A 15,671-nucleotide genomic window follows, 5' to 3' on the forward strand; every position below is an offset into this window, starting at 1 on the left:
GTAAATACAGGATAAATCCTTCGTAAATGTTTATTCATATCGTGTAAATGTTTGGTAAATAAGTACCGGTATGATATTGGCAGATACTAGAAAAGGGCATAATTTTGGTGTCATTTTACATTTTGTAGTATGTTTGAAAGTGAAATGATAATCAGTAGACAGGAGGAAATCAATATGGCTTTTGATTACGATACGATTGTAATTGGCGGCGGGCCTGGTGGGCTAGCCGTTGCGTATGGTTTGAATAAGCATCAGAAGGTTTTGGTAGTCGAGGGTAATTTATGGGGCGGAACCTGTCCTAATTTTGGCTGTGATCCAAAGAAAATGCTCTACGGTGTTGTTGAAGCAAAACGACAGGTGGCACGTTATCAAACCAGTGGTCTCCCAGCGGAACCAAAAGTGGATTGGTCGGCGATGATGGCCTTCAAACGCGGTTATACTGAAAAAATTCCGACTGGTACTGAAAGTGGTTTAAAGGGTGCGGGGATAGACCATATCAATGGCATAGCGAAGTTTATTGACGGTCACACGTTAAAAGTTGGCAGTCAGCAAATTACAGGTCAGCAAATTGTGATTGCTACGGGTGAGACGCCTAATATACCTGATATTCCCGGTAATAAAGCTTTTAAGACGAGCACCGATTTCTTGGACATGGACCGGTTGCCGCAAAAGATTGGTTTTGTCGGCGCTGGGTATGTGGCAATTGAATTGGCGAATATTGCGGCAGAGGCGGGCGCTGAAGTCCATATTTTCCAGCACAATGACCGGCTGCTTCGAAATTTCCCCCAAAGTTACACTGAACGATTGAAAACCATTTTGACCGATAAAGGAATTCATTTTCACATGAATACCAATGTCACCGCCTTAGAGGCTGGTGCTGATGATCAAGTTAAAGTGGTAACAGACAACGATGATCCGTTAGTCTTAAATGCCATCTTTGCGGCTGCGGGTCGGCGGCCAAACTTAGACCAGCTGAATTTGGATGGCATTGGCATTACTGTAGCGAATCAGGGCGTTAAAGTAGATGAACATTTAAGAACCAACGTACCTTCCGTTTATGCGATTGGGGATGCGATTGCTAAATCGGTGCCCAAATTAACACCTGTTTCAGGTATTGAAGGCCGCTATGTTGCCTCGTTTATTCAAGGTGAAACAACGGCACCAATCCACTACCCAGCAATTCCGCATACGGTGTTTGCTGGACCAGAATTGGCACAAGTTGGGGTGTCACTGGCGGAAGCTAAGAAGGAACCAGAGCGCTATGTGATTAGTGATCATTCTGTGGGTGCATGGTATACCTACCATCGCATTCAGGATAAGGATGCCCATGTGACAACGATCATGGATAAAGCTTCCGGTAAATTAGTTGGGGCGATTGTCCTGGCAGTCAATGCCGAAGAGCTGATCAATGATTTTTCAGAGTTGATTACGCACGGGACTTCAGCCAAGGATGCGACGGATTGGACACCAGTTTATCCCAGTGTGACGAGTGACCTTGGTTACTTTTATTAATCTATTAAGAATAAGAAAACCCCTCGTATGCGTATGCATACGAGGGGTTTGTCATGTTAAAATGAAGTATCAAAAGTAGGAAGTGGAAAAATGGGGAAAGCAGAAGAGATTTACCGGGAAATTATGGCAGATCCACAAAATGCGGCATTTACTCAGCAAGGCATTGAACCGCTATATCATGTGGAACCTGAGGCGAGAATATTGATTATTAGTCAAGCGCCAAGCCGAAAAGGGCAAGCCTCTATGACGTACTGGGATGATCCTAGCGGTGATCGCTTGAGGTCGTGGATGGGCATGAGTCGCGATGAGTTCTACCATTCTGGAAAATTAGGCGTAGTTCCTTTGGACTTTTATTTCCCGGGAAAAGGCAAACAGGGTGACTTGCCACCTAGAAAAGGTTTTGCTGAAAAATGGCATGAACCAGTCCTGGAATTAATGCCAAAGGTTTCGCTGACGTTATTAATTGGCGCATACGCTCAGAAATACTACCTCAAAAAGCGGCGGCAAAAAACGTTAACGGAAACGGTGGCACATTATCGTGATTATTTACCCGAATATTTTCCAATCGTTCATCCATCGCCACTCAATTATGGCTGGATGCATCAGCACCCATGGTTTGAAGATGAGGTTGTCCCAGACCTGCAGGCTAAAATTCGGCAGTTACTTGAAGAATGAAATGACAGAGATTAAAAGGATATCGCCAACAGGACTTTTGATAGTGAGCGATTTGCTGGCGTAAAAAAATCATTAGGTTAATATGGATAACGGCATTCTTTTTAATTAGAGATAAAGAAGACGCCGAATATTAGAAATTGACAGATAAATCGAGGTGATTTTAGTGATTGAACTGCTTAACGTCAATAAGGAGTATGAAGGCCAGCACGCGCTTGATCACTTGAATCTCACCATTAACGATGGTGAACTATTTGTATTAGTTGGGCCATCTGGCAGCGGTAAAACGACGATCTTGAAATCGATCAATCGCTTGGTTGTCCCAACTTCTGGGCAGGTTAAAATTAATGGTAAGGACGTTGCCAACGAAAACTTACAGCAGCTGCGTCGTCAAATTGGTTATGTTTTACAGACGGGTGCGCTATTCCCTAATATGACGGTGGCTGAGAATGCCAGTGTGCAATTAGATAGTTTAAAGTGGCCAACGGCAAAAAAACACGAACGAATAGCCGAACTGATGACTGCGGTGGGGCTTGACCCCGACCATTTTCTTAGGCGGATGCCAAGCGAACTCTCTGGCGGTGAGGCACAGCGTGTTGGGATTGTGCGGGCCTTAGCTTGCAAGCCGGAGCTAGTTCTGATGGATGAACCCTTTAGCGCCTTAGATCCCGTTTCAAGAAGACAATTACAGCAGATTGTCATCAATTTACACCGCAATTTAGATAGTACGATTGTTTTTGTGACCCATGATATGCATGAAGCACTGCGTTTAGCCGATCGAATTGCCGTTGTGCATAATGGCCAGTTGCAGCAGATTGGGACGCCCAGTGAGATTCTAACCGAGCCTGCCAATTCGTTTGTCAGTAATTTCTTTGCGGATGAGCAGCAGACTGACCAGCTATTAGGCCAAGTTTTGGCTTCCGGCTTTGGCAGGCCAGCTCAGCCTGATGAACCAGGAACCAGAATGGTTAAGGGCCAAAGTATTTTTGAGTGGGCGACTGCACTGAAGCAATCGCAGCTGGATCAAATTATTGTGGACAATCAGGTGCTTACTGATCACGACTTGATTGATTACTTAGCATCACTTGGAACGGAAGGTGACAGTCATTAGTCAGTTGATGAGTTATATCAATAAGAATCACAGTGACTTATTACAAGCTTTATGGCAGCATATTTCGATTTCCTTGATTGCTATGATCATTACGATTTTAATTGCTATTCCGCTTGCAATTGCACTTATCGATCATCGTCGCATCGGTGAGGTTTTTCTTCAAATTACCGGTGTCATTCAGACGATTCCAAGTTTAGCCGTTTTAGGGATTTTAATTCCCTTTGTTGGAATTGGCACGGTTCCCGCCATTATTGCGCTCGTGTTGTACGCTATTATGCCGGTTTTTCAAAATACTTATGCTGGATTGACCAACATTGATCCGGTTCTTTTGGAAGCGGCGGATGCACTCGGTGTTTCCCCGCGATTTAAACTCTTCAAGGTGGAACTTCCCTTAGCAATGCCCATGATTTTGTCAGGTATTCGAATTGCAACCGTACTTGTGATTGGGACTGCTACGCTGGCTGCTTTGATCGGTGGTGGCGGTTTAGGGACTTATATTCTTTTGGGGATCCAAACCAATAATAATACAGCGCTTTTAGTGGGGGCTGTCCTTTCAGCTATACTGGCGCTACTGGCTAATTGGCTGATTGAAGTGTTATCCAAAGTACCATTGAAACGTCTTGGAATTGGGACCTTAATACTGGTCATGATTGGCCTTGGTGGTACTTTAGGTTATCAGCTGTTAAAACCGCAAACTGAAACGGTAACGATTGCGGGTAAATTGGGCGGTGAACCAGAAGTTCTGATTAATATGTATCGGGATTTGATTGAAGAACATGATCCAAATGTAAAAGTGGTGCTGAAACCTAATTTAGGCGGTACCAGCTTTCTGTTTAAGGGACTGCAAAGCGGTAAAATCGATGTTTATCCCGAATTTACAGGAACTATTTTGCAGACGCTTGTTAAAGGTGATCGGCACGTCAGCCGAAATCCGCACGTCGCTTACCAAGATGCGCGAGACCAGCTGAAGCAGCAGTTCAAGATGACTTATTTGAAGCCAATGGCCTATCAAAATAACTATGCTGTGGTGGTTCGACAGGATACTGCCAAACGGTACCAGTTAAAGACCATTTCTGACTTAGCTCGAATTGCAAACCAGCTTTCAGGTGCCTTTGATCCCGACTTTTACCAGGAAAGTAACGGTTATCCTGGCTTAAAAAAGACGTATGGCATGCACCTGCAATCGGCAAGGACCATGGAGCCATCGCTACGTTATGAAGCACTGAATAACCGACGAGTGGACGTGACGGATGGCTACACAACTGATCCGCAAATCAGGAAGTATCATTTCGTCGTTCTCAAGGATGATAAAGCCTTTTTCCCAACGTATCAGGGTGCACCATTGATGAAAACGAGTTTTGCTAAGCAGCATCCCGGAATCGTTAAACAGCTGAGTCGTCTAAGTGGTCAGATTTCGGTTACTGACATGCAGACTATGAACTATCAAGTTACCGTTAAACATAAAAGAGCGTCGGCTGTCGCTAGAGCGTATTTAAAAGCCCATCATTATTTGAAATAACGAAAGCACTACCAAATACTGATCCATAGTAATTGGTAGTGCTTTTTAATTTTAGGGAGTCCAAATTAATTCTTCTGATGAGTCAAGTTTTGCTTGTAATTTTAATTTATGGTGGTAATATATGGATTGGAAATTGAGCGGGCGCTCAGTCGAATTTAGTGAATTGCTTTGAATGTTTGGATCAGAGAAATGATAACTTGATATGGAATTAAACAAGTCGCTTAAGTTTATATCAAATTTGGTTTTCTATGACCAACCGAATTTCTAAGCCAATAGAAAAGAAGTTTTAATGATGAAAGAAACAGAGACAGAGAAACACAGCTTCGTCGAAGGGTTAGACAGTGAGGGTAAGAGCCTTGATGAAGTGAATGGTACGGTTGAGGTCCCGAAAAACGCTGGCTTTTGGAAGACTTTAATGGCCTACACAGGGCCAGGAATCCTGATTGCAGTTGGGTACATGGATCCTGGTAACTGGATTACTTCTATTGCCGGTGGTGCACAGTTCAAGTACAAATTACTGGCAGTTATTCTGATTTCTAGTTTGATTGCGATGCTGCTTCAAGCAATGTCAGCAAAACTAGGGATTGTGACTGGTAAAGACTTAGCTCAGCTTACTCGCGAACGCACGAGTAAGGGGATGGGAATCGTTCTTTGGGTGATTGCCGAATTGGCCATCATGGCAACTGATATCGCTGAAATTATTGGGTCTGGTATTGCGTTGCAACTGCTATTCCACATTCCACTAGTCATTGGTATTTTGATTACCGCAGCTGACGTTTTACTGTTGCTGGTACTGATGAAATTAGGCTTCCGAAAGATTGAAGCCATCGTAGCAACGCTGGTAACCGTCATTTTATTGGTTTTCGCATACGAAGTTGCACTCTCGAATCCAAGCATTGCTGGTATTATTGGCGGTTATGTTCCTCGAACCGAAATTATCAGCAACCACTCGATGCTCTATCTATCATTGGGGATCGTCGGTGCCACAGTGATGCCTCATGATTTGTACCTGGGATCATCCATTTCACAAACCCGTCAGCTTGACCGGTCTAATCCCAAGGATATTGCTAGAGCGATTAAGTTCTCAACCATTGATTCTAACCTTCAATTGTTCATCGCCTTCATCGTGAACAGTTTACTGTTGATCCTTGGTGCCGCCTTATTCTTCGGTACTGACAGTTCATTAGGCCGATTTGTCGATTTATTCAACGCGTTAAGTAACAGTCAAATTGTTGGTGCGATTGCAAGCCCAGTGTTAAGTATGCTGTTTGCCGTTGCACTGCTATCTTCAGGCCAAAGCTCAACAATTACTGGGACCTTGGCTGGGCAAATTATTATGGAAGGCTTCATTCGCCTTCGAATCCCACTTTGGGCACAACGGTTAGTTACTCGGTTATTGTCTGTAACGCCAGTGCTGATCTTCGCCATTATCTATCATGGTAATGAAGCTAAAATTGAAGACTTGCTGACTTTATCGCAAGTATTCTTAAGTATTGCCTTGCCGTTTGCTGTGATTCCGCTTGTGGTATTTACCAGCAGTAAAAAGATTATGGGTGATTTCACCAATCGGGCATGGGTCAAATATAGCGCCTGGATCGTAACTGCTGTTCTGATTATTTTGGATGTGTATTTATTGGGACAACAATTAGGACAGATGTTTAGTTAAAAATTTTGAGGCAGATTTCAGTGAGAAATTCAGAAACTGTCTCTTTTTTATACCAAAGCGGGGGCCAAATCATGAGTAAGAGTGAAACTAAAAGCGATCAACATAAAGATAAGATTCTAAAAATTTCCCGGGAAATGTTTGCTGAAAAGGGTTATGAAGCGACTACGACGCGGATGATCAATCAGGCAGCTGGTACTGCTGAAGGATTAATGTACTATTATTTTCCGCACGGGAAACATGAAATATTAGACACGATTGTTTATCAAGGGATCATTAACCGAGCCAATCAGCTTCAGGCTAAGTTTGAGGACTGTACGACTAAAGATGACCTTGAGGAACGTTTAATGCAGATCTTCGAGAATATCTGGCAGGTTTTCCAAGATAAGGAAAACTACCAATCGTTTGTCATTACGATTCACGAACGAACGCTTTTATCCGATGATCAAGCTGACTGGTTATTACAAGTTTTAGAAGGGCTTGTTGATCAGATTGCTGAACAATTACAGACAGCACCGGTTTTAGACGGGCTGTCAAAGGACCAGTATCGACCATTAGCGCGAGTCATTGTTTCTATTTTTCAAAAAGTGATCTACGATGAATTGCTGATCAAAGATAACTGTCAATTGACTGATCAAATGAAAAACCGTATTCGACCGCAATTAGAGGTCGTGCTTTGAAAGCAAAAATGGGGATGTGACACAACTCGGTAGATTCCAGAATATAACCGCAAATAACGTCATTCCGATGGGCTTTATCGGGATGGCGTTATTTGCGGTTATATGGCCGGAATCTGAGTTGTGGAACAGGTTAAGGCTATATTCAAGTAATGGAACTAAAGTAAATTTTAGGCTGTGTAAGTCGAGAAATCAGATTAAATCCTTGTCGACATAGACTTATGTCACAGCCTCATTTTTTTGACTTTTACGTCAGTTTTCTGCGCTATACTAATAGGTAATCGCATTTTTGGGAGGACACTATGCTGCACGTTATTTTGATTACCATTTATCTTGTTTTCGCTGGGGCCGTTGCCGGCTTTTTAAGCTCGGTTGCTGGGCTTGCCTCTTTGGTTTCCTACCCTGTTTTGTTAAGCGTTGGCGTTCCGCCAGTCAGTGCCGACGTCACAAACACAGCAGCGCTGATATTTACGGGTTTAGGGTCGACCTTATCTTCTACCAAGGAACTGAAGGGTAATCGTGCAACAATGTGGCACGTTGGCCTTTTAGCCTCTTTTGGCGGTATTATTGGGTGCTTGATTCTAGCTTTCTTGCCGTCCTCCAGTTTTGAACACGTGGTGCCGTTTTTAATTTTGCTAGCCGCGCTCATGATGATGGCTTCAGGAAAGAAAAAAGCAGTTAGGAAAGCATCGCAGTCAACCAATCTATTGATTTGTGTCTTAAAAAATATTGCCATCTTTTTGGTTGGTATCTACATCGGCTACTTTGGGGCTGCGGCTGGTATTTTAATGCTAGCTATTTTAACGGTCACATTATCGAAACCATTTGTGGTCAGTAATGCTATCAAAAACTTCGCTGCATTACTGACCAATATCATTTCACTCGTGGTTTATGCGTTGACCATTAAAGTTTATTGGTTAATGGCAGTTCCCTTGGCTGCCGGCATGTTTGTTGGCGGTTACGTCGGGCCAGTCGCTATTCGCCACGTGCCCGTTAAACTACTCAGAATTTTGATTACGCTTGCGGCCTTTGGCTTATCAGGCTATCTTTTTTACACGACTTATTTTGGTAAATGACGCCAACTTGACATTTTTACTGGCTTCACGTATGCTTTTTCAAGTTAATTAAATCGCTAATAACTTGGCCATCGTCGGGTGGTCTTGATAGGCAGCTACTCCTAGTCGCAGACGTGGTGTCCCAGAGGCACTTAAGACTAGAGCAGGTGCTTTTTCTTTGCGGGTAAAGGGGAATTAAACATGACGTCAGTCGTATTACGAGGGATGTTGATTAGTATTGCACTGGTCTCGTCAATTGGGATGCAGAATTTATTTGTTTTTAATAGTGCTATGAGTAATCGTTTTCGCCGAGCAATGCTCATTTGTTTATTTGTTTGGCTAGCGGATACGACTTTAACAACGGTCGCTTTTTTGGGTGTTGGTGCGTTTATCAGCCATTATTTGTGGCTCAAGATAGTGATTATGCTGTTGGGTGGTCTCATTGTGATTTGGATGGGATTTGGCATCCTTCGCTCAGCCAGTCAAATTGAATTAGGTAAGAATAATGCACAGCTGCCACTGAAAGAGGCTTTTGCCAGTGCCTGGATCGTGACTTTTGCTAACCCGCAAGCCATCATTGACACGAGTATCACAATGGGCGCTTTGCGCGGACCGTTAAGTGATAATGAAGTTCTGCCCTTTTTCTTCGGTATTATTTTGGCCACTGCAATTTGGTTCTTTGGCATCACACTGATCGTGAATATTCTTAAGAATCGTTTGCCTAAGCGAATTCTGATGTGGATCAATATTATCTCCGGCGTCATTGTCATGGGTTATGGTGTTTTGCTGCTCGTTAATGCAGCGCGCTTAATTCTTGGCTAAAAACAGCTGGTTTCAGCTATTTAAATTCGAAAAGAAGCCTATTCCGACAGCTAGTCAGAATAGACTTCTTTTTGGTTAGTTTCTCGTTTAATCCAAGTTTTTTTGTGGTCAATGTTGGAGTCGCAAAGCATTGAGAATAGCAATCATTGTCACACCAACATCGGCGAAAACGGCTTCCCACATGCCAATCATACCCAATGCACCAAGGATTAGAAAGATGACTTTGATACTGAGCGCAAAGGTAATATTTTCCCAGACGATTCGCTTAGTGGCTTTGGCAATTTGAATGATGGTGGCCACTTTAGAAGGCTTATCGTCCATAATCACGACGTCGGCGGCTTCAATGGCCGCGTCAGCACCAAGACCACCCATAGCGATACCAACGTCGGCACGAGCTAACACGGGCGTATCGTTGATGCCATCACCAACGAAGGCAACCCGATGATTGGTTTGATGAGCGGAATGCGTTAATTTTTCCATTTCGGTCACTTTTTGAGTTGGCAGTAGGTCAGCTTTCACTGTACTTAGTCCAAGTTCGCAGCTGATTTGGTTAGCCACAGCTTGATTATCACCCGTTAGAAGAACGGTCTGCGCAATGTCCAGTTGATTAAGGGTGCGAATGGCGCCCTTAGAATCTGGTTTGGGTTGATCAGCGACTTCAATACTGCCGGCAAACTGTTGATTGATAGCAACGTAAACGGTCGTACAGGCGGCATGTGCTGCGGGCATTGTGACCTGATTTTCCGCCATTGTCTTGGCGTTACCAACGATAATCTGTTGGCCATCAACTACTGCTTTGATGCCGTGCCCAGCAGTTTCGGTGATATCATGGACTTGGAAATGACTTAAATCGGCCGTGAAAGCTGAAGTGATGGAACGGGCAATCGGATGATTAGAGTGCTGTTCAGCTGCTGCCGCGATACCTAATAATTGATGGCTGCTAAGTGGCACTTGAGGACTGATTTTGTTGACTGTGAAGTGACCTTGCGTCAACGTTCCCGTTTTATCAAATGCAACGGTAGTTACCCGTGTCAAAACCTCCAAAAAATTACTGCCTTTGACGAGAATACCGTGTCGGGAAGCCGCACCTATGCCACCAAAGAAGCTAAGCGGTACAGAGATGACCAGAGCGCAGGGACAGCTGATGACTAGGAAGACTAGTGCACGGTTGATCCAAGTCGCCCAGCTACCAAATTGAAGTAAGGGTGGAAAAAGGGCTAGTACTACGGCGAACCCAACAACGACTGGCGTATATATTTTGGCGAAGCGGGTAATGAATTTTTCAGTGACCGTCTTTTTTTGAGCCGCGTTTTGGACAAGATCCAAAATACGGGCAATGGTCGATTCTTGATAAGGTTTGGTGACCTGGATGTCGATGACATCAGTTAAGTTAATGGTGCCGCTTAACACAAGATCGCCGCTTTGGACATCACGCGGCAATGATTCTCCCGTTAATGCTGAGGTATCTAGGCTGGTCTTGCCACGCTTTAATTGACCGTCTAAGGCGACCCGTTCTCCTGGTTTCACCCGGATGGTTTGACCTGGGATAACCTGTTCAGGATCAACGACGTGTTCACCAGTATTGGTAACCACTGTTGCTGTGGTTGATTTTAGCTTTAACAACGCTGAAATCGATTGTCTGGACTGTTGGACAGCAACGTCTTCAAACAAGTCACCAATTTGGTAAAATAGCATCACTGCAATGGCCTCAGGGTAGTCACCCAGTGCAATCGCACCAACTGTTGCCACCGTCATCAAAAAGGTCTCATCAAAGAAGTTGCCATGGATAATATTGGTAAGCGACTGCCAGATAATGGGATAACTAATAATCATATAAGAAGCTAAATACAATATAATTTTTAATGCGGAGACTGGTAAACTGACCGCAATTAATAATATAATAGTTGAACTGGATATCAACAGTAAATCATTTTTATGAGCTAGCAGTCCACGGAACGTTTGACGCGTTCGAGCGGGAACGGTTGCTAATTTCATGTCATCACCTCGATACATATTAACACATGCACATATCTCAATATGTATTGTACCTACTGTTTTAAAAAAAAGCAAATAGACCTGCCATATCGGCTTTATCCGGTTGTGGCAACGAGTATTATGGAGGCACTGAGTAACTAATGGAAGATCCCAAACATTTAGAAATTGTTGAACAGCTCAAAAACCATTTGATCGTATCATCAGAGTTAGAGAACGTGGTCGGACTATTCAAAACTCTGGGTGATGTGACGCGCGTGCGCATTATTTTAGCTCTGGCTGAATCAACCCTCAGCGTGACCGAGTTAACTGAAGTTTTAGACTTGAATCAATCGACGGTATCACATCAATTGAGCTTACTGAAGCAGCAAAATTTGGTTAAGGGAACACGGAATGGCAAAAACATTCATTATGAGCTGTCCGACAGACATATCATGACGATTGTTGATCAAGTCAAGGCCCATGTTTCTGAGCACTAGCCTTAACAATTGAATTTGAAAAAGGGTTTAACCCTTTAAAACTAGGGTCATTTGCGATTTGCAGATGGCTCTAGTTTTTTGTTGACAATTGTAAACGAAGCATTTAAGATATAGTCAGGTTTACAAATGTAAACGAAAAAAGTGAATCCGTCTGGAGGCTGTAAAAATGCTCAAAATAATTGTTTTACTCATTGGCTTAGCGCTGATCAGCTTTATTGCTTGGTGGTTTTTTGGTAAACATGCAGTGGCAACGGAAACGGCGAATGTCACTGACGACATCCAGCAAATTGATATTGATGTTAACGGCGGTTACTCACCTGAAAGCGTCGTTTTGAAGCGTGGGGTACCAGCCGTCATGAACTTTACCCGTCGCGACCCATCAAGCTGCCTAGATCGGGTAGTCTTTCCTGATTTTGGCATTAACCGAGAGTTGCCTAAGGGCGAAAAACAGGCGATTCAGATTGATACAACTAAACCTGGTGAGTTTCATTGGGCTTGCGGGATGGACATGTTCCACGGCAAGCTGATTATTAAGTAAGTTTAACGAAGCAATTTAGAAAGGGGTGAGTAAGCATGTCAATTATGAGTCGGTTTTGGATTTCATTGATCCTGTCATTGCCCATGCTAGCAGAAATGATTTTACATCCGTTTGGTTGGATGCTGCCTGGCGGTGAATGGACAATGTTAGTGCTGACGACGCTGATCATGGCCGTTTCAGCTGGTCCGTTTTGGCAAAGCGCCTGGGCTTCCTTTAAAAAGCATCATTCCAATATGGATACGTTAGTGGCAATCGGAACGGCGACAGCGTATTTTTACAGTGTTTATGCCATGATTACTCATCAAGCGGTTTTCTTTGAGAGCGCCGCTTTTGTGACCACCTTTGTTTTATTGGGACAGGTTTTCGAAGAGCGGATGCGTCATAATGCTTCTAACGCCGTTGAAAAGCTGGTTAATTTGCAGGCGAAAGAAGCCGAAGTTTTGAGAAATGGCGAACTGGTTAAGGTACCGTTGAGTGAGGTTGCAGTGGGCGATTTGATTCGGGTCAAACCCGGCGAAAAAATTGCAGTGGACGGTGTGATTACCAAAGGCAGTTCAGCGGTGGACGAGTCAATGGTGACGGGTGAAAGTATGCCCGTTGAAAAACACGCCGGCGACCATGTGATTGGCTCGACGCTCAATAGTAACGGCACGTTTATGTTCAAAGCCGAAAAAGTTGGCGATGAGACGATGCTGTCACAAATTGTGGCGTTGGTTAAAAAGGCTCAAAACAGTCACGCACCCATTCAAAAGTTAACGGATCAGGTTTCCAATATCTTTGTGCCGATTGTTTTAATCCTATCAGTCCTCACTTTCTTGGTCTGGTACGTTTTCCTCGGAACGAGTGTTGCTAGTGCCTTGATTTTCGCTGTTTCAGTTGTCGTGATTGCCTGCCCATGTGCACTCGGGTTAGCAACACCGACTGCCTTAATGGTGGGAACTGGCCGTTCAGCTAAGATGGGAATTCTCATCAAAAATGGGGAAGTCCTCGAGGCTGTGAATGACGTGACGACGGTGGTTTTTGATAAAACGGGTACCATTACGATGGGGAAGCCTGAAGTGACCGATATCGTCGGAAATCAGGCGCAAGTCTTATCACTAGCTGCTAGTCTTGAAGCTAATTCTGAACATCCGTTGGCTTCTGCGATATTAGCTCAAGCTAAAGCGAAAGGGATCGTTCCCGCTCCCGTAGCCGACTTTCAGGCTATTGAAGGGCAGGGTGTTCAAGCTAACGTGGATGGTCAGCTAGCATTCGTGGGTAATGATAAATTACTGGTAGACTATTCAATCGATGAAGCGTTAAAGAAGCGTGCAGTTAACTTGCAGTTGGCGGCTAAAACGGTTGTTTTCGTTGGTCGAGGTCATCAAGTGATTGGTTTAATTGCTATTCAAGATGCACCCAAGCCAACTTCCAAAGAAGCCATCGCGGCACTCAAAGCCCGCGGGCTGAAAACGGTCATGCTGACGGGTGATAACAAACGGGTGGCAGTGGCAATCGCGGAGCAGGTCGGTATTGATGCTGTGATTGCGGATGTGTTGCCAGCTGATAAAGCGGATCATGTTGCTGAACTTCAAAAGACGGGGAAGGTTGCCTTTGTGGGTGATGGTATTAATGACGCCCCGGCGCTGACCGTTGCGGATGTCGGTATTGCTATGGGGTCTGGTACGGATATCGCCATTGAATCTGGTGGTATTGTATTAGTTAAAAATGACTTACGTGATGTTGATCGGGCACTGGCCATCAGCCAGAAAACCTTTAAAAGAATTAAACTTAACTTATTCTGGGCGTTTGTTTATAACGTTTTGGGAATTCCAGTGGCCGCGGGAATCTTCTATGGTATTGGGCTAACGTTAAGCCCAGAATTAGCGGGTCTTGCCATGGCCTTTAGTTCTCTGTCAGTGGTGACAAGCTCCGTGTTACTGAATCGGGCGAAAATCACCAGTCACGTTAATGAAGCTGTTTAATTGAATTTAATGAATAACGTCATTTCGATGGGTTTTATCGGGATGGCGTTATTTGCGGTTATATGGCCGGAATCTGAGTTGTGGAACAGGTTAAGGCAATAGAACTAAAGTAAATTCTAGGCTGTGTGTGAGTCGAGAAATTAGATTAAATCCTTGTCGATATAGACTTATGTCACAGCCTCGCTTTTACGATTCAAGACAATGTGACAACTCTCAGGATTCTCCCATTTTTCTCAAAAAGCCGACCGGTATAATAGTTTAAGTAAACTTTTTGAAAGCAGGAATCGATCGTGAAATCAAATGAACCATCACCAAAAGGAAATTTTGTCGGTTTACTGCCGCTTATCTTTTTCCTTGTTCTCTACATTAGTTCAGGTATCCTGACCGGCAGTTTTGATAACATGCCACTGCTGGTCGCCATGATGCTGGCTAGTATCGTGGCCTTTTTACTGAAGGGTGACCACCATCAGGAAACTTTTAACGAAAAACTAAGTGTGTTTTTTAAGGGTGCTGGTCAAGAGACCATGATCCTGATGATCATCATTTTTTTGTTAGCAGGTGCCTTTTATTACGTGACTAAATCCATGCACGCGGTGGAGACGATTACTGATATTGGTTTAACCTACTTACCTAAGTCTTTCTTAGTTCCTGGTGTGTTTATCCTTGGCTGCATTCTTAGTTTTGCAATGGGAACTTCTATGGGAACGGTAGCGGCTTTAATGCCAATTGCGGCCAGTATTGCACAGATGGCTCATATCAGCATGCCGCTAATGGCTGGCGTAGTTGTTAGTGGCGCCATGTTCGGCGATGATCTATCGCTCATCTCTGGATCGGCAATCGTGTCGGCTAAAACGCAGGGGGTGACCATTTTTGATAAATTCAAAACCAACGCGATCATGGTTGTGCCAGCGGTGTTGATGACCATTGCGCTCTTAATGACGGTTCACGTTGGTCATGCGGATGTTGGCGGTTTAGGGACAATTCACTGGCTGAATATTCTGCCGTATATCGTTGTTATCGCGTTATCGTTTATGAACATCAACGTCCTCATTGTTCTTTTAATGGGGATTATCACAGCAACCGTGATTGGCATCAGTTCTGGCAGCTTTGATTTTATTGGCGCTCTAGATGCCATTCATAAAGGGATGCTGTCAATGTCAGACATTTCACTCATTTCAATTGTTGTCGGTGGCTTAGCTGCGTTGATGACCCATATGGGTGGCATTCAGTGGCTTTTAAATAAGATAACGAAGCATGCCAATGGTGCATTGGGTGGGAAATTTGCAATCAGTTTTCTGATTTTATTGTTGGATCTAATTACCACCAACAATACCGTTTCAATTATGATTGCCGGCCCGATATCAAAAGATCTATCGGATACCTACCACATTTCAAAGTCGTATACAGCCAGTATTTTGGACGTTTTCTCCTGTGTTGGACAAGGCTTAATTCCATATGGCGGTCAATTGTTAATGGCAGGAGCGATTGCTCAGGTTTCAGCAGCCTCAATTGTGCCGTATAGCTGGTACTGCATGGTCTTAGGCGTTGTTTCAATCGTTTTCTTGATGACCCGCTTTTCACCGAAAGACGAACGTGTCAGAATATAGAATTTAAAAAAAAACGAAAATAGCCTGATTTCCTAATCATTATTGATTAGAAAATCAGGC

The 15,671-nt window shown here is 43.9% G+C and carries 13 protein-coding genes; 12 read left to right on the plus strand and 1 reads right to left on the minus strand.

The window, feature by feature from the left end; genetic code table 11:
* Window positions 1-174 precede the first annotated feature (174 nt).
* The 8 genes from IWT5_RS02880 (at window position 175) to IWT5_RS02915 (ending at window position 9,031) form a co-directional block, all read left to right on the plus strand.
* A complete protein-coding gene (locus tag IWT5_RS02880) occupies window positions 175-1,512 on the plus strand; it encodes a dihydrolipoyl dehydrogenase family protein (protein WP_089108449.1) in 1,338 nt (445 codons plus the stop codon).
* 90 nt (window positions 1,513-1,602) lie between these two features.
* A complete protein-coding gene (locus tag IWT5_RS02885; protein WP_089108450.1) occupies window positions 1,603-2,187 on the plus strand; it encodes a uracil-DNA glycosylase family protein in 585 nt (194 codons plus the stop codon).
* Window positions 2,188-2,350: 163 nt separating this feature from the next.
* Entirely contained in the window at window positions 2,351-3,295 is a 945-nt protein-coding gene (locus tag IWT5_RS02890; RefSeq protein WP_089108451.1) for an ABC transporter ATP-binding protein, read from the plus strand.
* Between the two features lie 7 nt (window positions 3,296-3,302).
* Complete coding sequence (locus tag IWT5_RS02895; protein WP_089108634.1) at window positions 3,303-4,814, plus strand: ABC transporter permease/substrate-binding protein; 1,512 nt, start codon at window positions 3,303-3,305, stop codon at window positions 4,812-4,814.
* Between the two features lie 292 nt (window positions 4,815-5,106).
* Complete coding sequence (locus tag IWT5_RS02900; RefSeq protein ID WP_089108452.1) at window positions 5,107-6,480, plus strand: Nramp family divalent metal transporter; 1,374 nt, start codon at window positions 5,107-5,109, stop codon at window positions 6,478-6,480.
* A 71-nt stretch (window positions 6,481-6,551) separates the two neighbouring features.
* Window positions 6,552-7,157, plus strand: a complete 606-nt coding sequence (locus tag IWT5_RS02905) for a TetR/AcrR family transcriptional regulator (RefSeq protein ID WP_089108453.1) — start codon at window positions 6,552-6,554, stop codon at window positions 7,155-7,157.
* Between the two features lie 299 nt (window positions 7,158-7,456).
* A complete protein-coding gene (locus IWT5_RS02910) occupies window positions 7,457-8,230 on the plus strand; it encodes a sulfite exporter TauE/SafE family protein (RefSeq protein ID WP_191981272.1) in 774 nt (257 codons plus the stop codon).
* A gap of 180 nt (window positions 8,231-8,410) precedes the next feature.
* Entirely contained in the window at window positions 8,411-9,031 is a 621-nt protein-coding gene (locus IWT5_RS02915; RefSeq protein ID WP_089108454.1) for a LysE/ArgO family amino acid transporter, read from the plus strand.
* A gap of 108 nt (window positions 9,032-9,139) precedes the next feature.
* On the opposite strand, the gene IWT5_RS02920 is transcribed toward IWT5_RS02915, so the two are convergent.
* On the minus strand, window positions 9,140-11,026 hold the full coding sequence (locus tag IWT5_RS02920; RefSeq protein WP_089108455.1) for a heavy metal translocating P-type ATPase: 1,887 nt from the start codon (window positions 11,024-11,026) through the stop codon (window positions 9,140-9,142).
* A 140-nt stretch (window positions 11,027-11,166) separates the two neighbouring features.
* Here IWT5_RS02920 and IWT5_RS02925 point away from each other — a divergent pair, with 140 nt between their 5' ends.
* The 4 genes from IWT5_RS02925 to IWT5_RS02940 all read left to right on the plus strand — a co-directional run bounded on the left by IWT5_RS02925 (window position 11,167) and on the right by IWT5_RS02940 (window position 15,611).
* Entirely contained in the window at window positions 11,167-11,502 is a 336-nt protein-coding gene (locus IWT5_RS02925) for an ArsR/SmtB family transcription factor (RefSeq protein ID WP_089108456.1), read from the plus strand.
* 166 nt (window positions 11,503-11,668) lie between these two features.
* On the plus strand, window positions 11,669-12,040 hold the full coding sequence (locus IWT5_RS02930; RefSeq protein WP_089108457.1) for a cupredoxin domain-containing protein: 372 nt from the start codon (window positions 11,669-11,671) through the stop codon (window positions 12,038-12,040).
* Window positions 12,041-12,075: 35 nt separating this feature from the next.
* Window positions 12,076-14,004 carry a copper-translocating P-type ATPase gene (locus IWT5_RS02935; RefSeq protein ID WP_089108458.1) on the plus strand — a complete coding sequence of 643 codons (1,929 nt, stop codon included), beginning with the start codon at window positions 12,076-12,078 and terminating at the stop codon, window positions 14,002-14,004.
* Between the two features lie 290 nt (window positions 14,005-14,294).
* Entirely contained in the window at window positions 14,295-15,611 is a 1,317-nt protein-coding gene (locus tag IWT5_RS02940) for a Na+/H+ antiporter NhaC family protein (protein ID WP_089108459.1), read from the plus strand.
* Window positions 15,612-15,671: the final 60 nt, after the last annotated feature.

Source organism: Secundilactobacillus mixtipabuli, from assembly GCF_002217925.1.
In the GTDB taxonomy this organism is placed as follows: domain Bacteria; phylum Bacillota; class Bacilli; order Lactobacillales; family Lactobacillaceae; genus Secundilactobacillus; species Secundilactobacillus mixtipabuli.